Origin of the sequence: Sulfuricurvum sp. (assembly GCF_023229695.1) — a bacterium.
Classification (GTDB): Bacteria; Campylobacterota; Campylobacteria; order Campylobacterales; family Sulfurimonadaceae; genus Sulfuricurvum.
Genome location: NZ_JALNYS010000008.1, coordinates 15,965 through 37,520 on the forward strand (window position 1 = coordinate 15,965; position 21,556 = coordinate 37,520).

Annotated in this window: 20 protein-coding genes and 2 pseudogenes; 6 read left to right on the forward strand and 16 right to left on the reverse strand. The window is 44.2% G+C overall.

Annotated elements, in window-relative coordinates:
- The first annotated feature begins 31 nt into the window (after positions 1 to 31).
- The 4 genes from M0P91_RS06865 to M0P91_RS06880 all read left to right on the forward strand — a co-directional run bounded on the left by M0P91_RS06865 (position 32) and on the right by M0P91_RS06880 (position 4,611).
- Positions 32 to 1,336 (forward strand): hypothetical protein, encoded by a 1,305-nt coding sequence (locus tag M0P91_RS06865; protein ID WP_295065997.1) that lies wholly within the window; start codon positions 32 to 34, stop codon positions 1,334 to 1,336.
- Complete coding sequence (locus tag M0P91_RS06870; protein WP_295065999.1) at positions 1,329 to 3,206, forward strand: tetratricopeptide repeat protein; 1,878 nt, start codon at positions 1,329 to 1,331, stop codon at positions 3,204 to 3,206. Before M0P91_RS06865 ends, M0P91_RS06870 begins: the two co-directional genes overlap by 8 nt.
- A gap of 17 nt (positions 3,207 to 3,223) precedes the next feature.
- Positions 3,224 to 3,886, forward strand: coding sequence for a 7-cyano-7-deazaguanine synthase QueC (queC, locus tag M0P91_RS06875; RefSeq protein WP_295066001.1), 663 nt, complete (start codon positions 3,224 to 3,226; stop codon positions 3,884 to 3,886).
- Positions 3,887 to 3,972: 86 nt separating this feature from the next.
- On the forward strand, positions 3,973 to 4,611 hold the full coding sequence (locus M0P91_RS06880; RefSeq protein ID WP_295066003.1) for a SprT family zinc-dependent metalloprotease: 639 nt from the start codon (positions 3,973 to 3,975) through the stop codon (positions 4,609 to 4,611).
- Between the two features lie 79 nt (positions 4,612 to 4,690).
- Here M0P91_RS06880 and M0P91_RS06885 read toward each other — a convergent pair whose 3' ends face one another.
- From M0P91_RS06885 to M0P91_RS06920, 8 genes are all read right to left on the reverse strand, one after another.
- Positions 4,691 to 5,692, reverse strand: a complete 1,002-nt coding sequence (locus M0P91_RS06885; protein ID WP_295066005.1) for a hypothetical protein — start codon at positions 5,690 to 5,692, stop codon at positions 4,691 to 4,693.
- A complete protein-coding gene (gene metG / locus M0P91_RS06890) occupies positions 5,689 to 7,641 on the reverse strand; it encodes a methionine--tRNA ligase (protein ID WP_295066007.1) in 1,953 nt (650 codons plus the stop codon). Before metG ends, M0P91_RS06885 begins: the two co-directional genes overlap by 4 nt.
- Positions 7,642 to 7,980: 339 nt before the next feature.
- On the reverse strand, positions 7,981 to 8,181 hold the full coding sequence (locus M0P91_RS06895) for a hypothetical protein (protein WP_295066008.1): 201 nt from the start codon (positions 8,179 to 8,181) through the stop codon (positions 7,981 to 7,983).
- Positions 8,162 to 9,004: a class 1 fructose-bisphosphatase gene (locus M0P91_RS06900; RefSeq protein WP_295066009.1), complete on the reverse strand. Its 843-nt coding sequence runs from the start codon at positions 9,002 to 9,004 to the stop codon at positions 8,162 to 8,164. The genes M0P91_RS06895 and M0P91_RS06900 overlap by 20 nt, the downstream gene beginning before the upstream one ends.
- On the reverse strand, positions 9,001 to 9,507 hold the full coding sequence (gene mobB, locus M0P91_RS06905) for a molybdopterin-guanine dinucleotide biosynthesis protein B (protein ID WP_295066011.1): 507 nt from the start codon (positions 9,505 to 9,507) through the stop codon (positions 9,001 to 9,003). The genes M0P91_RS06900 and mobB overlap by 4 nt, the downstream gene beginning before the upstream one ends.
- 666 nt (positions 9,508 to 10,173) lie before the next feature.
- Positions 10,174 to 10,461 (reverse strand): GIY-YIG nuclease family protein, encoded by a 288-nt coding sequence (locus M0P91_RS06910; RefSeq protein ID WP_295066013.1) that lies wholly within the window; start codon positions 10,459 to 10,461, stop codon positions 10,174 to 10,176.
- 144 nt (positions 10,462 to 10,605) lie between these two features.
- The gene (locus M0P91_RS06915) at positions 10,606 to 11,208 is read right to left on the reverse strand and encodes a DUF2971 domain-containing protein (RefSeq protein WP_295066015.1); all 603 of its coding nucleotides are present in this window, start codon (positions 11,206 to 11,208) and stop codon (positions 10,606 to 10,608) included.
- A gap of 143 nt (positions 11,209 to 11,351) precedes the next feature.
- The gene (locus M0P91_RS06920; protein ID WP_295066017.1) at positions 11,352 to 11,573 is read right to left on the reverse strand and encodes a hypothetical protein; all 222 of its coding nucleotides are present in this window, start codon (positions 11,571 to 11,573) and stop codon (positions 11,352 to 11,354) included.
- Positions 11,574 to 11,756: 183 nt separating this feature from the next.
- Between M0P91_RS06920 and M0P91_RS06925 the strand changes: the two genes are divergently transcribed.
- Positions 11,757 to 12,242, forward strand: coding sequence for a hypothetical protein (locus M0P91_RS06925; RefSeq protein ID WP_295066019.1), 486 nt, complete (start codon positions 11,757 to 11,759; stop codon positions 12,240 to 12,242).
- On the opposite strand, the gene M0P91_RS06930 is transcribed toward M0P91_RS06925, so the two are convergent.
- The 8 genes and pseudogenes from M0P91_RS06930 to M0P91_RS06965 form a co-directional block, all read right to left on the reverse strand.
- Positions 12,151 to 13,803, reverse strand: a complete 1,653-nt coding sequence (locus tag M0P91_RS06930) for a transglycosylase SLT domain-containing protein (RefSeq protein WP_295066021.1) — start codon at positions 13,801 to 13,803, stop codon at positions 12,151 to 12,153. The two genes, M0P91_RS06925 and M0P91_RS06930, sit on opposite strands and share 92 nt — an antisense overlap.
- Entirely contained in the window at positions 13,800 to 14,087 is a 288-nt protein-coding gene (locus M0P91_RS06935; RefSeq protein ID WP_295066023.1) for a YggT family protein, read from the reverse strand. The genes M0P91_RS06930 and M0P91_RS06935 overlap by 4 nt, the downstream gene beginning before the upstream one ends.
- A pseudogene (gltX, locus tag M0P91_RS06940) lies at positions 14,084 to 15,381 on the reverse strand (glutamate--tRNA ligase). Before gltX ends, M0P91_RS06935 begins: the two are co-directional and overlap by 4 nt.
- Before the next feature lie 71 nt (positions 15,382 to 15,452).
- Positions 15,453 to 16,103, reverse strand: coding sequence for a TrkA family potassium uptake protein (locus tag M0P91_RS06945; protein ID WP_295066025.1), 651 nt, complete (start codon positions 16,101 to 16,103; stop codon positions 15,453 to 15,455).
- A 1-nt stretch (position 16,104) separates the two neighbouring features.
- A pseudogene (locus M0P91_RS06950) lies at positions 16,105 to 17,451 on the reverse strand (TrkH family potassium uptake protein).
- A 9-nt stretch (positions 17,452 to 17,460) separates the two neighbouring features.
- Complete coding sequence (locus M0P91_RS06955) at positions 17,461 to 17,583, reverse strand: hypothetical protein (protein WP_295066027.1); 123 nt, start codon at positions 17,581 to 17,583, stop codon at positions 17,461 to 17,463.
- 125 nt (positions 17,584 to 17,708) lie between these two features.
- Complete coding sequence (locus tag M0P91_RS06960; RefSeq protein WP_295066029.1) at positions 17,709 to 19,133, reverse strand: HD domain-containing phosphohydrolase; 1,425 nt, start codon at positions 19,131 to 19,133, stop codon at positions 17,709 to 17,711.
- 136 nt (positions 19,134 to 19,269) lie between these two features.
- Positions 19,270 to 20,064, reverse strand: coding sequence for a diguanylate cyclase (locus tag M0P91_RS06965; protein ID WP_295066031.1), 795 nt, complete (start codon positions 20,062 to 20,064; stop codon positions 19,270 to 19,272).
- Between the two features lie 188 nt (positions 20,065 to 20,252).
- Between M0P91_RS06965 and M0P91_RS06970 the strand changes: the two genes are divergently transcribed.
- Complete coding sequence (locus M0P91_RS06970; protein WP_295066033.1) at positions 20,253 to 21,548, forward strand: DNA polymerase IV; 1,296 nt, start codon at positions 20,253 to 20,255, stop codon at positions 21,546 to 21,548.
- The last annotated feature ends 8 nt before the right edge of the window (positions 21,549 to 21,556 follow it).

Consider the following 21,556-nt stretch of genomic DNA (forward strand, 5'->3'; position numbering starts at 1 on the left):
TCTTCAACAATGATTTTTAGAGGCGGTAATAATGCAAAAATGTACAAATATTGAAGAAATTGCCCGAGCGTTTGACGGACAAAAGCCGTTAAGCGTTGCCGAGCGTGATTTTTATGTCTCCATTTATGATGATAAAATTGAACGTCTTCGAACCGAAATCTTAATTAATCGAATCCCAACCAAAACATTTTATGTATGCGGACAACTAGGGAATGGTAAAAGTACCGCCCTTGCATTCGTCCCTAACGAAAAACTTGAAGAAAAAAATAGCTTTTTAAATATCGGATGTATGGATTTGATTCAAGAAGAAGATACCGATATTGTTGATTTATTGCTGTTCGTCGGTCTAAAAGTAGCGGAAAAAGGGGGATTTGTTGAAGAATATTTCACTCAGCTAAATGACCTAAAAGAGCTAAATTTAGGAAAATTAGAACAAAGTAGTGAATCAACGAGTGACATAGATTTTAATCGTGGTGGTAAAGTCGAAGTCGGTGCTAAACCGTCATTTTTCGGTCTCTCTTTCGGTGCGTCACTTTTTGCTGGATACAAAATCAATAAAAATGATAGAGAAAAAGTTCGCCGAATACTGTATGTAGATAAAACAAAACTCAAAGAGTTGATCAATACCATTATCCATCGATATGAAGAGAGTACGTTTCAAAGCGAAAAATCTCTTTTTCTGATATTGGATGATTTAGAGAAGATCAAAAAAGCCGAAGACATTGAGAGTATTTTTTTCAGTAATGTCGCCCTTTTAGAGTCTTTAGAATGTCCGAAGATCATCACTATTCCCCTTTTCGCGATACGAGATTACTCGACCAGTTCCAAGCCGAATCTTTTTAATCTGACGACGAGAGTCACAACCAATCCATTGGGAAATGAGCATGAAGACGGAGAAGTCGAACAAAATATAGAAGCACTGAAAAATATTATTTTACATCGTGTTAATGCTGGACTCATTACAGAGGATGCGATTAGCAAAGCGGTTAAAATGAGCGGCGGGAATATCCGGCAGCTTATCAATCTTATTTATCAAGCGGCAATCAGTGCTATCGTCTCCGGTGGAGAAAAAATTATTTTGCAACACATAGAGAAAGCCGTTCAAAATTTAAAAAACAATCTTGCGATGTCCGCCGCAAACCGAATCTATATTTTGTCTCAAATCCATAGAACTCATAAACAATTCAGCAAACCGACCGATGAGGATCAGACATCACTCAACAACTGCATCAAAGAGACATTGGTGTTCAGCTATCACAACGGTGAACCGTGGTACGAGGTCAATCCTCTGATCCAAAAAACGATCGAAGTCTACAGCAAAAACAGCGATGGCTAAAAACGCTCTAAAATCGCGTATTCTGCCGAAGCAGTGGGCGGAATTTTCCGAACTTAAAGTTTCTGTCCGTATCCGAAAAGAGCGTTCATTCCTCTCATTTATTGCGGTAGATACGAATGAACTTTGCGAAGATTTGATCGAGTATTTGAACGCGATTACTGAGGCTAAAACGCTCCGATTCGATGCGTTTACCTACGATTTTTTTTATGCCAATATCGAAAACCCGACAGACCAGTCCAAATATCTCATTCTCAATCTTTTCAATGGAGATGGTGCAGAGGATGCCGTTCGCTCATTACAGTTTAACCGTGACTATATTTCGCGAAATAAGATTAAGCTGTTCGTAATCGTCAATCACCCACTATTTTTGGAATTTTCCCAAAACGCCCCCGATTTGATGTCGTTTTCGCTTTTTAGTATTGCGTTAAGTGATATGGATAAACATATGGCTGTTAGTTCGTTATCTACTAAACATGATGAACTGCAACAGCTTATCAAACAATATAAGCACGATGAAGCGAAATTGAGTCCAAAAGCAAAAATGCAGCGACTTAATGAAATTGGTGTACTTGCTTATAGTACTTCCGCAATAGATATTGCCAAAGAGTATTGGGAAATGGGGCTTTCAATTTCGGAAGAACAAAATGACCTTTTTACAAAAGGTATGTTTTTAGGAAATATTGGATTAATCTATCTGTATACTGATAAATACGATAAGGCTTTGATCAAACAGAAGGAAGCATTAGAATTAAATCGTCGAATAGGTTATGACGAAGGAATAGCAAATGCTCTTGGAAATATAGGAAACATTTATCAACATATTGGAAAATATGACGATGCACTAAAGCATTATACTGAAGCATTAGAAGTTAATCGTACGATAAATAATGAGATAGGGATAGGTATTTTATTTAGCGAGATTGGGCATATTTATGCTGAACTCGGTAAATACCAAGATGCATTACTAAAATTTGATGAAGCATTAAAAATCAATAGTAGGATAGGAAATGAGCATACTTTATCCGACATACTTGAAAATATTGGATTGATTTATGTACGACTTGGAAAGTATGATGAAGCTTTGATTAAGTACAATGAAGCGTTAAATATAGCTATAAAAATTGGATATCAACAAGGGATAGCAAATCGTCTTTTAAGCCTTGGGGAAATTTATCAAAATTTTGGTAAATATAATGAAGCACTAAATAAATACAATGAAGCGTGGAAAATATATGAAAACATTGGAGATGAATTAGGTAAAGCAAATACGTTCAATGGTAGAGGTAATATTTATCAATTCATGGGTAAATATGAAGAATCTTTGAAAACATATTCAGATGCATTGGCAATATATTTTAAAATTAACCAAAAAAAGGGGATGGCAAATTCATTTAGAAATATAGGAAATCTTTATCAATTTATAAGTAAATATGAAGATGCATTGTTGAAATATAACGATGCGTTACGTATATATCATGAAATAGGACATAAAGTAGGAATATCAAATACACTTAACGATATTGGTGTAATTTATCAACTTTATGGAAAATATGATGTGGCGTTAGAGAAATATACTGAAGCCTTGGATATTAACAAATCTATAGGATATATGGATGGAGTCGCAGTCTCTTTGGGAAATATAGGAAATATTTATCAATATCTCAATAAATACGATGATGCATTAATGAGACACACCGAAGCTTTAGAAATTTTTGAGCGCATAGGGCATGTTTCCGGCGAGATAACGACATTGGAAAGCTTATCCAAACTTCACGAAGCGATGGGAGATGAAAATTTGTCGGATTACTATGCCCAAAAAGCATCCGCCCTCAAAGATGCCTGTGCTGCGGATACGAAAAATTTTGAGTAGATAAGGGAATATTTTTAATGAAAAAAGTACTTTGTATTATGAGCGGCGGGATGGATTCAACTTTGGTTGCCTACATCATGCGCTCGCGCGGATATGAAATCGTCGCATTGCATTTTAACTATGGACAGCGAACCGTAGCGAAAGAGCTTGCCTGCTTCCGAGAAATATGCGAAGATTTAGGAGTGAGTGAAAAATACGAAATCGATCTCGATTTTTTCAAAACGATCGGAGCGTCGGCACTGACCGATCATAGCATCGAGGTCCCGACGGCGGGGGTTGAACCGGGGATCCCGGTCACCTATGTGCCGTTTCGAAACGGCATTTTTCTCTCTATCGCCACCGCAATCGCTGAAAAAGAGGGGTGTAGCCGTATCGCGATCGGCGTTGTCGAAGAGGACAGCAGCGGTTACCCCGACTGCCGGGAGAGTTTTATCGATGCGTTCGAGAGGGCCGCAAATCTCGGGACGAAAGAGACAACGGCATTGACGATCGAACGGCCGCTGGTGAACCTCAAAAAATCGCAGATCGTTAGCGAAGCGTTGAAACTGAACGTTCCGCTTCATTTGACGTGGAGCTGCTATCAGAACGAAGAGACGGCGTGCGGCATCTGTGACAGCTGCCGCCTGCGCCTGAGAGGCTTTGAGCAATCCGGGGTGAAGGATCCGATCCTCTATGCATAATTGTTCTGCCTTGCCAGAGGCTAGCTTTAGCGTCATAGCGGCAAGTATAGTCCGCTGGGCTTTGCTCAGAGGACGTTTAAAATAAAATGTTTGACTCCGTACACTCCCCCTTAACGATTCATCACCGCCCCCGTAATCGCAACACCTACATCTCGATCACTCGTGATGGGGAGGTGTGCGTTCGGACACCGCTCAAAAATGAACACTCCATCCGTCGATTGCTAAGTCAAAAAGAGGAGTGGATCCGCGCAAAGCTTCATGCACTCTCTGAAAAAAAAGTCACTCCCGCCGTTTACGGTGAAACCATTCGTTTCCGGGGTGAACTTTACCCGATCACGCAGCTGCCGAATTTGGAAAAATTGATAAAAAAATCGAAAAACAGTATTGATATTGAAAAATATTACCATCGTTTCTACCGTGAAGAGGCGGTTTTGACCCTTCCATCCCGAATAGAGTATTATGCACGAAAAATGGGACTAAACCCTTCTGAGGTACGGTTTAAAAAGATGAAACGGCGGTGGGGGAGCTGTGACAGTAACAAGATCGTGACGTTTAATACGATGATGATGCAGCTTTCGTACGAACATATTGACTACATTATCGTCCACGAATTGGCCCATCTGCGTCACATGAATCACTCTAAAGCATTTCATGCATTGGTCCGGAGCATTTTAGAAAACGAAGGGGAGCTGCGCAAAGCGCTGAAAGCGGTACAAATACACTGATTTTATTTCTGCCTCGAAAGAGGCAAGCTTCAGTGCCATAGTGGTCAGCGTAGCCAAAGGGATTTTATTCCTTTGGCGTTCAAAATAAAAGTAGTTGCCGCATGGAAGAGCGGGCAGGGTGGAGTATCCCCTTGTCAACCCCTGCAACGAGGGCAAAATGGAAACGTTTACTTTGCAATAGGGAAATGACTTCTTCGGGGTAACGGTAGAAGAGGATGTTTTCCACTCCGATCGTGAGGCTCGACTTCATCGATTCGGGGAGTAGGTAGAGGATTTTTGCCCAGGAGGCCTGAGTATGCAAAAAATCGATCTGTTCATCGATAAGCTCTAAAAAGGGTTCAAAAATAACGACCCGGTCACTCGTTCCGAATTCGATACTCTCAAGGCGCGAATTGGTAAATACGGGGATGAAGTGACCGATTTTTCCAAACCCTTTGAGCTGAAACGGGATACGCAGAAAGGTGTAGAAGAAAAGGAGATGCTCCAGATAGGGGATGAAAAACGGGGAAAGCATCTGCCGCTCATAAAAAACATCGTTATGGATAAAAGAGGTCTCAAAAAGGGTCTGTTCAATGATGGTGATAGTACTCTCTTGTGCCCGAATCAGTTGCGAAACTTCGATAAAAATATCCGAATCGGTCAGTGCCGGGGAAAAAAGGACAATCGATTTTTTCTCCAATGGCCAGAGTTTTTCCCAAATCTGTTCGATTGAGCCTTCGATGCTGCAAAAATTGGAAGGGGTGGATACCATCATCGAGAGTCTTAGGGTGATCGGATCGCATCCATAGACCTGGAGCTCTTTTTCGAGGAGATAGAAACGGAGCAATTTTTTCAGGGCGGTTTCTATCGATTCTACTTTGATCCAGGCGACTTCGGGATCCCCCATTTGGGTCGGTTTGTCAAATAAAATACCGTATGCACCGTTTTGAAGTGCTTCGGGGATCATATCGGGAGATCGGGCAATAAATAAAGATCCCCGCTTCACTTTGGCAGGGTCAAACGCAACACTATCAAAGAAACTGACGGAGGGTTCTCCCAGCAGGGTCCCTTTGGTCAGTGCGAGGATGTTTTCGAGTCTCATCCAATCGAACTTCCGCTAAATCGCGGCTTTTCAGGACGAATCAAGGAGAGCCCTTCACTGTCTTTTGCCGCAAGAAGCATCCCCTCAGAGAGCATCCCCATCAGTTTTGCCGGTTTGAGGTTGGCAACAACGCACACCTGCGTGCCGATCAACGATTCGGCACTGTAATATTCGCGAATACCGGCAATGATCTGACGGGGAACCTCTTCGCCCAAATCAACCTGCAATTTCAAAAGCTTCGAACTTTTCGGAACCTCTTGGGCTTCCAGAACGGTTCCGATCTTTAATGCCGTCTGAAAAAACTGGTCGATCGTAATAAGCCCCTCGCTCGGTACGGTAGAGACTTTTTTATCCTCTGTTTTCAAAGCAACCTCTTTTTTAGGTTCCTCTTCGATCATCGCTTTGGGTGCCTCCTGCATTAGCGGTTCTTCGACGCGCGGAAAGAGGGGAGGGATTTTTTTGATAACGAACGGGGCAAGGAGCCCTTTGTCGGTAATCAACGCCTTATAGCTGGCGGTGGTAATTTCGAAACCGAGGGCATCGGCAATCGTCGCCGTTGTTTTGGGCATGACGGAGTGGAGCATAATCGAGGCTTTCGCCAATAGATTGGCAACCAAGGCTACGGTTGCCAGTGCCTCGTTGAGCCTCCCCTCTTTGACTTTTACCCACGGAGCGTGCTCTTCAATCGCCTTGTTTCCGATCGTAAAGATTTTCCATAGCTCTTCAAGATAGCGGTGGATTTGCAATTCATCAAAATACCCTTCGAGTGTGGCGAGGATCGTATCGGCGTCGTGTAGCTCTTTTTGATGGTATTGGGCTACATTGACACTGTCGATGGCAAAATCGGAGTATTTCTCCGACATACCGATGATCCGGTTGAGGAGATTCCCCAAATCGTTGCTCAAATCCGAATTCATTCGGTCGATCAAAGCCCGCTGGGAAAAATCGCCGTCTTGTCCGAACGGCACTTCGCGCATCATGAAATAGCGGAAGTTTTCGGCTCCGTAGTGTTTGGCGACTTCGCGCGGATCAACGACGTTCCCTTTGGATTTCGACATTTTTTCACCGTCGCGGGTCCACCATCCGTGGGCACCGATGTGTTTGGGGAGGGGAAGCCCGAGACTCATCAAAAATGCGGGCCAGTAGATGGCATGAAAACGGAGGATATCTTTCCCGACGAGCTGAACGTTTGCCGGCCAGAAATCCATTTTTACCTCATCCATTCCGTATCCCAATGCGGTCACGTAGTTCATGAGCGCATCGAGCCAAACGTACATAACGTGTTTGGGATCGTTGAGCGATTCGGGTACGCTGATCCCCCAGCTGAAGCTGGTTCGGGTAACGGAGAGATCATGCAGTCCGCTTCGGACGAAACTCATCACTTCGTTACGGCGTGATTTGGGGAGGATAAAATCTTTATGGGCTTCGTAATACTCCATCAACGGTTTTTCGTATTTGGAAAGGCGGAAAAAATAGCTCTCCTCTTTGATAATCGTTGTCACCCGGCCGCAGTCGGGGCAGCATCCGCCATCCATCAGTTGCGATTCGGGAAAAAACGTTTCACAGCTAACGCAGTAATTCCCTTCGTAAAAATCTTTGTAGATGTCCCCGTTGGCCACCATTTTTTCAAATGCGGCCTGGACCCCGATTTTGTGAGATGTATCGGTCGTTCGGATGAATTGATCGTAACTAATATCAAACTCATCCCAAAGATTTTTGAAGGTTGCGCTAATCTCATCGGCAAACTCTTGGGTCGGTTTGTTTTGCTTTTTGGCCGACTCTTCGATCTTTTGTCCGTGTTCATCGGTTCCGGTCAGAAAATAGGTTTCATTCCCGAGAAGGCGTGAATGGCGTGCCAGAGTATCGGCAATGAACGTTGTGTAGGCGTGCCCGATATGGGCTTCACCGTTAACGTAGTAAATGGGGGTAGTGATGTAGTTTTTATTCATAAAATTCCTTCGTCATTTTAATTGATACGACAAAGGAATACACTCCCTTTGTCTGCGCTTGCCGCTGAGGCACTGAAGCTTGCCTCTGGCGAGGCAGATTTTTTTGTTATTTTATCAGAATTGACCTTACGCACTTTGTCTAAATAAGTGTGAAAAGGTTAGTAGCTGATGTTACTCACTCGATTCGTTTTCCGTCATCCTCGGGCTTGACCCGGGGATCCATCCCCATAAGGGAGAGGTGGATTCCCGATCTACCCTAAAGGGCACGTGAAGTCGGGAATGACGAAGCCAAAGGCAACCTTGAATGGCTCAAGCCGATAATATGCGTAACATCAGTTTCTAAAAGTCAAATCCGCCGGTTTCACCTTTGGACATACTTTCATAAACGCTTCGGACATATTTGGCACGTGTGTCGCATCCGATGCATTCGGAACAATCAAAGCAGCTTGTTACGCTATGCTGCTCCTGACACGCTTGAAGTATTTTTGCCGTTTCATCAAGCTTCTCTTCGAAATGAGAACTATGCTCCGGCGTAGACACTCAAAACCTCGTCGATTTCACTGGACGAACCGAAGAAACAGGGGCTGGTATCGTGAACGTGGGCCGCTGTTTTTTCGAGAACGCGCTTATGCCCATCGACCGCTTTGCCGCCGGCAACCTCGAAGATAAAGGCAAACGGAAATACTTCAAATAGCATTCTAAGTTTCCCTTCCGGTTTGTCGGTTGCACCCGGATAGCTGAAGAGCCCCCCCCCTTTGAGGAGAATCTGATGTAAATCGGGAACCATCCCTCCGGAGTAGCGCAAGCGGTATCCGCGTGCGAAAAATGAGTCGATCATCGCTTTGTGATGGGGTGCCCAAAACTGCTGGGTTCCGCCGGGAGCGTTAATTTTCCCTTTTTCATTCAAATGGATATGTTTGACAAATTCAAATTCCCCCGCTTGGAGAAGGTAGAGGGCTACTTTCCCCTCATGGGCAAAAACCAGCTCCACGCGCGGTCCGTAGACGACATAACAGCTTGCAATCATTTTGGATGCGTTGAATTCCCCCTCATAGATACCGAAGATGGAACCGACACTGAGATTGACATCGACAAGTGACGATCCGTCCAACGGATCAAATGCGATGTAATAGTGGCCGTTTTCGTTGAGGAGCATCGGAAGCTCTTTCTCTTCACTTGCGATCGTGTGGATCCCTTCGACTTGGCTCAATTCCTCTTCGATAATCAAATCGCTTTGAATGTCCAGCTGAAGCTGTGTTTCGCCGGAGCTGTTTTGCTCTTGAGAATACCCGATGTCCTTGACATCAATCGCGTGTTTGATCCGTATGGCACTTTTTTGTATCGCTTTTAAAATTGGGTTCATTCCATTACCTTTGCGTGAGTTAAAATCCATCCGATCACATGATCGGCATTATTCAGATCGAGCAGATCAATTCCCTCAGGGAGGGTATAGTCATTGAGATTCACCGTCTCGTCGATGGCCAGCGCATTCATATAAGGGAAATAATCGGTATCGATTTTCTCTCTGAAAATACTGATGCGGGGAAGGGGGAGATTTTTCAATCCCTCCACCAAGAGTACGTCAAAATCGCCGAACATACGGACAATTTCATCGAGTTCTTTGTGACGCTGTGAAAAATAGGTGGTACGGGTAGGGGAGGTGACGACGACTTCCGCCCCCGTATCGCTGAATTTGTAGCTGTCTTTTCCCGGAACGTCGAATTGGGCTTTGTCTTTTGGATCATTTTTGACAATAGCAACTGCCAAGGAGTGCTCATGAATCAACTTGCGAGCCACTTTAAGTATCAAAGTTGTTTTTCCGCTGTTGGAAGGGCCGGTGAAGGCTACCGCTAAACGTTTTTTCAAAACATACTACCTCGTATAAAATTATCTATATTATAGTCAAAAATCCTTAAATGCCTAATGTGGTATGGTTTTTTAAGCGACTGCTTTATACCTGTCGTTGTATAGCATTATGAAGCCAAATGGGTTCTTTTTAAATTGATTTCGAGATTAAATCCGACGGCTTTAGCGTATTCAAACAATGTGAAAATCCGGCAAGTTTTTGGTGTTTGTAGTCTCTAATCTTGAAATATTTAAGGAGATTGGCTACATTTTCTTGAGAGAAAGTTTGGCATCTAAACGCGCTTGTTGTTTTTAATCTCATTTCACTCCTCAAATCGTTTCTTCATGTTTTCCCGCATCATGGTTTGGGCTGTTCGCGTTTTATTTATTTTTTGTGATATAATTTTTCTTGCGTATAGAGCTTTATGATGTATTCAATGGAGCGGCATAGGTCGAGGGAGTAATTACCCCTCGACCTTTTTTTTTGCCCTCCAAAGAATACATCATAAGGGGGTCTTTATGGATAAGCTTCTGTACGCAATACTGCTTATGTGCATTTTTGCACCTATGCTCAGGTGATCCTGACGTAGCCAAGGGGTCTTACCCCTTGTCCCCCCTCCTTTTAGCCTGTCCCAATTTTTGTAGCAATCTCTCCGTCATACCGAGCTTGATTCGGTATCTACAAAATTACAAAATCGTTTCATACAAATCTTCCCATTTCGGATTTTGTTTTTCAATCAATTCTATTTTCCATTTTCTCTGCCACTCTTTTAACTGTTTTTCTCTTTTAATGGCTTCCGCTATCTCATCAAAAACTTCATAATATACCAAACTCTTAAGCTCATATTTCCGAGTAAACCCATCTATGAAATCATTTTTATGCTCATATACCCTTTTGATTATATCCGATGTTACACCGATATAGAGCGTTCCTTGCGGTTTGTTTGCCATAATATAAACATAACCTTGTCTCACTTAATAACCTTTTGTGGATTCCGTGTCGTAGCACGGAATGACAGCCTTTTCGTCATACCGTGCTTGGCTTGCTTTGTCATACCGTGCTTGACACGGTATCCATCCCCATCTTTACTCATTTTAATTCAGCCTATTCCCGTTTTCTTATTTTTTATATAAATCTGAATAAAATATTTTGCTATCAAAATCTGCCAATTCTTTTTTGCAGATATACGCTACAACATCAAAAAAATAACTTGGCATGAGCGGTGATATATGTATTTTTTCTATTAAAATATCTAAGTCTACTCGTATTAAGCATCCTTCTCCATAATCACTCTTATCTAACATAAGTATAGCTCTATATTCTTTTTCATACTCAAATGATTTTCTTTTTATCCACCCACCATAATACTTATGTCCCTTTTCAATAGGTGCAGTATCCAAATCTTCATATCTTACTCTATCGCAATGTATATCTTTCTCCGTTATAAAAGATGCTTTTAATTTTTCATCAGTAGTTTCAATAGCTATACCTTGCCCTTGATTAGTATATATTTTCCACAAAGCTTCATTTTCATAATCATTTATATGCCAACAACTTACACCGAATTTTTCTTTTCCTTGTTCGTTTAGCTTTTGAGCAGAAGACATTTCACTCATATTTTGAATAATTTTGTCATATTGCGGAGTATTTTTCAAATTTGGAACTTTTTCTTCTAATTCTTGTAACTGTCTTTTTTTCCAATTTTCACGCATTTCATCCATTACTTGATAATGCGAATTTGGTAAATCAAACTCATAGGGTTATCAAATTTGCTAATATTTGAAAAATAAATTGATTTTGTAGATACTAATGAGATGAACTTTGCTAAATCCATATATCGCCATATTTTCAATTCATTCATTATCTACTTCCCCTCCACAATCCCAATCTCATCCTCACTCAATCTATACAGCGACACCATCGCATCAATTTCTTTATCCGTTTTCGCCATCTGCTCTTTGAGTTCTAAAACTGCTTTTTTATCATTATCGAAAAGTCTTGTCTTGGTGTTTTTCCTCTTTGACGGTTTTGATAAAGTCAATTTTTGATAAATAGTTTTGGAAATTATTCCATCGTGATGCGACAAGGCTTTCGTCTTGTTTGATCGAATTTAAAACGGATTTTTGGAAAAGTAACAAATTCTGTGCCTCACTGTTTAAAGTGAGGATATTATAGCTAACCCATGAAAAAAATCGTAGTCCACAACCATTGAAAATTGGTTAAGCCGAGTTAACGTATAATGGCGAATATTCGATAACTAAGGATAATTATGCGTTTTTCATTGATAGCACTATCAGCTTTGCTCAGTTTTAGCGGATGTTCGCAGAAAGGGGCATTTGATCTTTTTAAAATGGATATGGCGCAGGAACGGGCGGTAGAAGAGCTTCGTAGCGGTACAATTTTGATGTCACTTGAAACCAAAGCTATTTTTTCTTCTCTCTATCTGAATAAGATTGATCCCTTAACCTATAAAGAGGGGGAATATTTTATTGTGGCCCTCTATTTCGGAAAAGATAACCGATCGATCAAAAATCTTAAGATTGAAGAGTACGGCTACCATATCACCCTTAACGGAAAAGCCCCTGTGATTATGGAACCGCTTGAGGAAAAGGACTATCGCCGACGGATGATGCCGGTTCAGAACAAATGGAACCGTTACTATCTTATTCGGTTTGACTTGGCCCCTGAGAGATCTTTAGCGCTTCAGCTCGAAAATAATCAGACCGGCTCGGTTGTGTTAACGTATCAAAAATAGCGCTGATTGAGACTTTTTCTCCCAATATTTTTTTAAAAATGACATAGTTGGCAAGTACTCGCTTGCCGTACTCTCGACTCTCGGCATTTCCTACCAGCTCCATGCTCATGAACGGCTCATATTCTCCGGGGAGAAACATCCCCTCACTCATAATCAGCCGTTTGGTGAAACCGATACCGCCGTTGTAGGCATAGGCCATGAAAACGGGGTTGAAGAGGTTTTTTTCGATATGTTTGAGATGTTCAATCGCATAAGGGATATTGTATTTCGGGTCAAACATATCGTTGTACGAGGTGATTTTCAGGGGATGGTTTTTCGCGATAGCATCCACATTAAACGGCATGATCTGCATCAGTCCCAGGGCAAAGGAACGGGAAATAAGTCCCGGAATCATCTGTGTTTCCTGACGCATCAGGGCATAAATCATCGCTTTTTGCTCATTGTTTACCCCTTCGAGATACGGTTCGTACGGCATGGTAAAATTATGAACATAGGGTTGATAAACCCGTTCGATCATATAAGCCTGAACGGCCAGAGACTCTTCCCCTTCATAGCGTTCCACCAGCTGGTAGAGTTTTTCAGGCGGTGTGGCGACGATTTCACGGTGCAGGCGGTTCCATTCGAACGGCTCATCTCCCCGAAATCCGCCTCTTCGGGATGTCGGCAATGTTGTAAAATAGTTTTCGGTTTCGATTCCAAAACGCTCTTTGGCATACAACGTGTACATATTGATGTCGAGACTCTCCGCCAACTCTTGAAGGGTAGATTCATCCCGGGTAAGACGATAAAGCCAAAAGGTGACTTTATCCTTTTCCATCGGGGATTTGACCTTTTTTTTCGCTTCTTGAAGATGGTAGAGGGCATTGTCGTTTCGACCATATTTCAGAGCATTGACGGCAAGATAAAAATGGGTCATCGAATCGTAGGAACCGCCGCTCACTTTGGCAAGGGAGTATTGAAGCTGGTCCATTTTCGGATCGGTTGCCGTGAGATACACCAGCTGATTAAATCCGCTAAGCGCTGTAAGGGTACTGAGGGTATCCTCATCAATAAGATGATTAAAATGCTCTTGTCGGTATGGCGGAGTGGTGATTAAAAAAAGTTTCAGTGAGCTTTTGAGATCGCTTCCGGTTCCAAAATGGTACTCCTGATTCATCGTCCGAAGCCACTCTAGGTTGGCAAACCGGGTTTCAAGCCGTGCCGCGATCGTTTCGCGCTCATCGTTTCGCAGCTCTTGTGCTTTGGCCGGGGAGAGGGCAAGCATCAGACAATCATCTTCTTCAATGCTCTTCAGAGCAGTAAGCGGCTTTTGAAGACACTCTACCGTGTAGCGTATTTCCAGTTCGTCGGTTTTTTTAGCGTAATCGGCAAGGAATCTTTCATTGACACTGTCGATTTGATAGAATGCGTCACTCGCATCACTCGCATTAATATCCTGATGCAAAAATTGCCATATCAGAAAATTTTTCTCCCGGGATGCCGGTTTGCCATTAATGTCGTTTAGGGTCACACCGAAAAGGTGCGAGGCCAGAAGTGCGGACAATAAGAGGGTACCCTTCATGGCATAACTGCCGCATTAATAATATTGATCAATATTACATCGATAACCTGAAGGGCTATAATCAGGATGATCGGTGCCAAATCTAGCCCGTTAAAAACGGTAGGAAACATCCGTCGAATCATGGCATAGGCCGGCTCGGTTAACCGATAGATAATCTGGACCAGAGGATTATAGGGATCGGGACGAACCCATGAGAGGAGGGCGCCGATAATGACAACCCAGATATAAACGGTAAGAAGAGAATGGACGATTCCCCCCAATCCTGAAATAATTCCTTCCGTCATTGGACCACCTCTTTTAGATAATTTTTAATGTATTGGTAAATATCGTGCATCTCAGGACCGTGCTCCGCACCGCTGATGAGGATTCGCAGGGGTTTGAAAAGATTTCCCCCTTGTAATCCGCTGTGGGTTGCCAGGTAGGTTTTATACGATTCGTAATCATCGAAATGGGGAGCTTCGATGGTAAGGGAGCGCAGGATTTCAAACCCCTCTTTGTATTCGTCCGGTACGTTTTTCGGGGCAAAAATAGCACCGATTTTAGTACGGAGCTCTTTGAGCGTACTTGCTTCTTCCAAAAATACTTTGGCGAGTCGGCCGATCTCCTCATCGGCAAAACCGACATAGCGCGAGAGCTCTTTGGGATCGAGCCCTTTGAGGTGTTCGCGATTGATCAATTTCAGTTTATCGATATCAAAGCGGGCAGGGGCCTTGGAGACGGCTTTGAGATCGAACCATGTGATCGCATTTTTCAGAGAGAAAATTTTGGTCGGAGTTTTGTTCCCCATTAAGATCAGATAGTTGGTGATCGCTTCGGGGAGGAACCCCTCTTCCAGAAGCCATTTGACACTAAAAGCATCGTCGCGTTTCGATATCTTTTCCCCCTCAACCCCCAGGATGACCGGCAGGTGGGCATATTCGACCTTTTTGGTATAGCCCAGTGCTTCATGAATGGCGATCTGCTTGGGCGTGTTGCTCAGATGCTCTTCCCCCCGGATAATCAAGGAGACATCCGAGAGCATATCGTCTACCGCACATGCAAAATTATAGGTAGGGTATTTGTCGGCTCTCATGATGATAAAACTGTCGATATCATCCGGGGCGAAGGTGCTTTCCCCTTTGATAGTATCCTTGATGGTGATAGGATGGAGCGGTTTTTTGAGCCGAATCGTGAAAGGTGCCTGATTGTCGATGACATCTTCGGCAGAGAGATTTTCGCACGTTCCGTCATAGCGGTAGGGGGTTTCCCCCTCTTTGGCCGCTTCACGTTTGGCTTCCAGCGTTTCGGGGGTGCAAAAACAGTTAAACGCTTTTTGTCGTGCAGCAGTTGAATCGCCATGGCACGGTGGAATCTAAGATTGTTACTTTGAAGCTGCTGTTCTTGGTATTCGATCCCGAAAAGGGCTAAAATCGCAAATATCTCTTCTTCTTTACCCAAGATATTGTGCTCTTTATCGGTATCTTCGATACGGACGAGGAGGGGCTCTTCCCTCTGGAGTGAAAGTATGTAGTTGAAGAGTGCGACACGAAGATTGCCGATATGCATATCTCCCGTCGGACTTGGGGCGAAACGGAGCATAATGTTTTCCTAAATCTTTTTCATGATTTTAGCAGAACGAGGCTATCAAAACCCTGTATCGGCGGAGAGTATTACACCTTTTTGCTAAGGGCTTCGATATGAGCGCTATTGCCGAGGACAACAACAATGTCCCCTTTTTCGAGAATATCATCATTTTCGAATGAGGTATGCCAGATCCCCTGATGTTTGTAGGCAATCGGTTTGACTTCATAATCCATTTCAAAAACCGGAGAGAGGATGGAGGTTCCGACCCAAAACGTGGGGACGGTAAGTTTGGCGATTTTCATCGTAATAGAGAGGTCAATGGTTTCGTAATGCATATTTTTGACCATTTTTTTGACGATTTTTTTGGCCGATTCCATCTCGGGATAGATCACTTTGGCGGCACCGAGTTTGGAGAGGATCTGACCGTGTACGACCGTTATCGCTTTGGCGATAACCGTTTCGACACCGAGCTCTTTGAGTGCCATAACGGTGAGGATACTCGCTTCGATGTGTTCGCCGATACTGACAACGGCCACATCGACATTTCCGATCCCCGCTTCCCGTAAAGCCCGCATATCGGTAGAATCAAGGATAATCGCATCTTGTACGTATTCGTTGATATCGCGGACGTGTTCTTCGTCCAGATCGACCGCGATGACGCTGAGCCCTTGTTGTGCCAACCCTTTGGCGACGTGAAAACCGAATTTTCCTAAACCTAGAACAGCGTATGTTTCCATGTTAAATGACTACCTTTCCTTCTGCATATTTAATCCGGCTCTCAACCGCTTTACCCACAATCACGATCGTAAACGCGAACACTCCGACCCGGCCCATCAGCATCAAAATGATGATGTTAAGTTTTCCCACGTCGCTGAAAAGGGCGCTGTAGCTGAGGACGCCGCCGTTTCCGGTCGAGAGGCCGACGGTACCGAACGCCGAGGTCGTCTCAAACAGCAGCCGTAAAAAGGGGAGGCGCTCCACTTCGCTGAGGAGGATTGTCGAGATAACGATGTAAATCGACGCGACGAAAATGATCGCGTAGGCTTTGTTGATCTGGTACTGGGAGATGGATCGGCGAAAAATATGGGCGTGGGTACTGCCGCGCAGCGTGTACCACACTCCGATCAGCGCGAGGGCGACGGCGGTCGTTTTGATCCCCCCGGCAGTTCCTCCGGGACTCCCCCCCGTCATCATGAAAAAGGTGGCAAAAAAGAGGTTCGAATCGGTCAGCGTCGAGAAATCGATGCTGTTAAATCCGGCGGTGCGGTAGTTGACCGAGGTGAACCATGCCGCCATGATTTTTTCGTCGATACTCATCGGGCCGAACGATTTAGGATTGTTCCACTCCATCGACAGCAGCAGCGCCATCGCCAGAGCGATCAAAATCGCCGACATATAAAGGACGATTTTTGTATGGGTCGATATCCGGACCAGCTGGCCGTGACGGTAGTTGTAGATCTCCAGAAGAACCATGTACCCCAGCCCTCCGAGAATAATCAGAGTCGGGATCGTGAGGTTGATCACCCAGTCGCCGCGAAAGCCCATCATGTTGTCGCTAAAGAGGGAAAACCCGGCATTGTTAAACGCCGATACGGCATGAAAAACGCCGAACCATGCCGCCTGATCGAGCGGCATGTCGACCCAAAAGCGCAGTGTGAGGATCACCATTCCGGCGAACTCGAGGATGAAGACGGAGGGGAACACGATTTTTAAAAACCGCACCAGTCCGCTCACCCCGGGATAGTTTTAAGACTCCTGCAGCAGCAGCCGGTCACGGTGGCCGATTTTCTGCCGCCGCATGACCGCCATAAAGGTGACGGCGGTCATGTATCCCAGCCCTCCGATCTGGATCAGGAGGAGAATGACGAACTGGCCGAAGGGGGTGAAATCGACGGGGGTGTCTTTGACGATGAGACCGGTCACGCAAACGGCGGAGGTGGAGGTAAATAACGCATCGATAAAGGTAAGATGCCCGTTATGGGCAAACGGAAGTGTGAGGAGAATGGCTCCGAAAAGTGTTAGGATAATAAAACTGTAAAGTATTAATTTGATTTCACGGGTATGCGTGGTATATCCTTTTTTAATATACTGATGTTACGCACTTTCCGGGCAAAGCCCATAAAGTGGCAGGGACGGCCCAGCCGGCACTTCGTGCATCGTCCGGGTTTCAAAGCTAAAAAAGCCAAGCAGTTGGCTTTTTTGACGCTTTTCACCCATACAACCCCCTAAAGCTTCCCGTATCTTTCGGATACGGGAGATCAACTCCCCTTACAGTATCTGTTAAGGCAAGGTGCGAAAGGTCATATTCGGAGCTGGAATCCTACGCCTGATTCGCTTAAACATTACTTTGAAACGATCTCTTCATTATCATGCAATGCGTATATGGCTTCAAAACGCTCATGGTTCCGGATTAAAAAACGGACCAGTTGCGGATCGAAAGATTTACCGCTTTCGGCATCAAAATAGGCCATGACTTTTTCGATCGGCCATCTCTCTTTGTAGACGCGTTTGGTTCGTAAGGCATCAAATACATCGGCAACGGCAACAATGCGTCCGAAAATATGGATTTCTTCCCCTTTCAAGCCGTTCGGATATCCAAAACCGTCCCACCGTTCATGGTGTTGATAGGCGATGGTCGCGGCAGCTTGCAAGGCGTGGTGTTCGGAGTGTCTTAAAATATCGTGTCCGATCGTCGTATGCATCTGCATGATGGCATGTTCCTCTTCGCTCAGGCGGCCGGGTTTTAACAGTATCGAATCGGGTATTCCGATTTTTCCGATATCGTGCAGCGGCGCAGCCGTCGCCAGTAATTCTATATTTTTCTCTTCCAATCCGATGAGCTCTCCGAGTAAACGGCTGTACTCCACAACGCGCCGCGTATGGTTTCGCGTTTCACTGGAACGCTTCTCTTCGGCTTCGCCCATCGCAAAAAGGGTCTCTTTCATCGTCGCGTCGATTTCGCTGTTCAACGAGTTGAACTTCATCAATGTCTGTTCGATCCGTGATTCCCGTTCATTCAGCTCTTCCCCGAATTTTAGAAATTCATAGGCAACGGCTGCAAACTCCTTGGTTTCGAACATATCGGGATTTCGAACGTCGGTCCGATAGAAGACCGATTTAGCAAAAGTAATCAATTCAAGCAGCGGATTGCGGACAAATTTTTCAATAATATGAGAGGTACTGAGGAGCATCGCAATCGTAAAAACCGAGATGATTCCGGAAATAATCAGTAGATACAGGAGCGCCCAATTTCGGTACTCGGTTACGTCCATTTCCATATCGACCGCACCCAGTACCGTATTTTCGGCTACATGGTGGCATTGCAGACAATTCAAATGCCCTTTTGAGGTAGCGATATAAGGAATTACGGCACGTATGGTCGCTTTTTTACCCCATTCGGAGATTGTAAAATGGGGCTTTTTTAACGACATGATATTTAACAAAGTCCGGTCCGCACCCCTTTCGACGGTGAGGCCGTTTCCAAATTGTTTACGTACTTCATCGGAGCGGATAATGTAGATCGATTTTATGTGGGAACCGTTGGCGATCTCCTGAAGAAAATAGCCCCGTTTCTCCATTATCCCTTCTTTCATATGGGCAGTCAATCCCGCCTTGACGATATTGGCGATTGAGACAATATGCTCTTGCATACTGAGTAAAATAAGAGAACGGAAGTTGAAGCCGATCACAATAATGGTGATCACCATAAATCCCAGTAAAAGCGGCAGTAAACTTCTGAGGGTTAATTGGGTAATATTTTTTTTCATTTGCAAACACTTGTTTATTATTATAATATATTAAACACAGTAAAATTATGTTTAATTGACTGCTGCGGATAGTAAAAATAGTTCAAAATGTTCCATTTCTTCATAGGAAAGGGGCAAAAAGCTTTTGTTACAAGTATTAGGATAATCTATTCATCGTTTGTTGAAGGACACTCTCGAATGCTTCCCCCACAGTGTAATCATAATGGCCTAAAACAAAATTGAAACAAATAATCTCTTGACGCGCTGTCTTGAATTTATGGTTGCGAAGGGCCTCTTGAAACTCCTGAAGTTTTTTGCCGACGGAAGCGATGTGTGCGGTATTGATAAAGAGGATAAATACCGCACCGGAAAACCGGATCACTTCCGAATGCTTGGTTCCGGCAATTTTTTTTAGATGGAGGGCAAGGTATTTCAAAACGTTATCTCCGACACTATAGCCGTATCGGTTGTTCAACGCTTTGAACTCCTCCACATTTAATAGATACATTGTCCCATTGGTTTTAAAGCTCTTGGAGTCGTGAAGTTTTTTGGATAAGAGGTAACGGCGATTGAAAAGGGTGGTTAACTCATCGGTAAAAATCTCTTTCTCTAGCTTTTGTATCCGTTGCTGATAGTTCTCAAGCTCTTTATAGGCTAATTCGATCCCTTGGGTATTGTTCCCTTTGATTGCCGTGAGGATCGTATCGGTACTCTCTTTGACACCGGTGATAATCTTAGAGCTTTCCTGTGCCTCTTTCGTTGAATCGCAGTAAAGAGTGATTTTTTTACAGATTAATTTCTGCAGTTCCGTATCACTGAGGGTGTCGCTTTGATTGAGAAGTATCTGTGCGTACAGGTCTATCAGATCATTGAGTGAAATGGCGTTTTCTGTTGTCCCCCCCTCCTGTAACGCTTTTATGATAGATGCATTCTCTACGGTTAAAAAATTCAAAGCTTCTCCCCATTCTCTCAGTCTACGGTCATTTTATCTAAAATTTCTACCCGTCTCTCTTGAAGAATTATATCATCTCGACGGTATGAAGCCCATTAATCGTGAGCCGGAGAGGGCAAATGTGGCTTTCTGTCATATTGCAGCGGTGAATTTTCACATTGCTCTATACTTCCTTATTTACGAAGGAGATGCAAAGAATGATTATACATCTGGATTTGGATTGTTATTTTGTCTCCGCAGAACGGACACGTACCCCTTTTTTGAAAGGGAAACCGGTAGTCGTGTGTAAAAGCGGTGATCGTGCAATTTTTTCGTCCGACGATCAAAAAAGGGTTATGACCGAACGTGTCGGGGCATTTAACGGACTCTTCCAGCATGAAAGAGCGTGGAACGGCTTTGAGCGTTTCGGATGGAAAAAAGAGTTTATGGACGAACAGGGACGAATCCATGGGATTGTGATCGCCAAAAGCTATGAGTGCAAACCCTACGGCATCAAAACGGGGACGATGTTGTCGGACGCCTTGAAAATGTGTCCGAATCTGTGTGTGGTACCGGGTGATCATCTGTTTTATCAGCTTCTGTCGGGGCGTCTTCGGGAATTCCTTCAAACCAAAATTCCCATCTTGGAGCAATACAGCATTGATGAATTTTGGGGTGATCTAAACGGCTGGATCGACGACGATGAGACCTATCCGTTTATCCGTTCCCTCCAAAAAGAGATATTGGAAACATTTGATCTCCCTTTGTCGATCGGTGCATCTACCTCTAAATGGATTGCCAAACTCGCGACCGATTTTAATAAACCCTATGGCATTACCCTTGTCCCCGCAGAGGAGATTCTCCCCTTCGTATCGCCCCTGCCGATTCACGATTTTCCCGGAATCGGGAAGGTCCTTGCCCGGCGTCTTGAGGGGTACAGGATCAAAACGTTGGGGGACGTTGTCCGTTCCAGAGATCTGCTGCACAGCTGGGGAAGAGTAGGAGAGGAACTTCTTCGTAAAATAACAGGGACAGACAAGGAAGCGGTCAATCCCCATCATGATCGGCAATCCATCGGTATATCACGTAATTTTCATCTGATCAGGGAGCGTGAAGAGATAAAAAGACGGATGATTATCCTTTCACGCCATCTTTCTTACACGATTATGAAGCTCTCCGTGATGCCCACAACCTATTTTTTAAAAATACGTTATGAGGGGGGTGTCAAATCTTCGGTTTCCCGAACGGTGGATCGCCCTTTCAGCGAGACACTGCTACGAGAAGTGGTGATGGATATGCTGGGTACGATCGATACTCTTCCTTCGTATGGAATCCATCATATAGCGCTCTCGGCATCCAACTTCGTATCGCTCTCCAAGCCAAAAACATTTTCGCTGCTGGAAGCAAATGTGGACGCAAAATCGCGAAAACTTTCCGATTCGCTGACCCGATTACGGGATAAATACGGGGTTGATATTTTGCGATGCGCGGTTGAAAAGGGGTAGTCATGGTA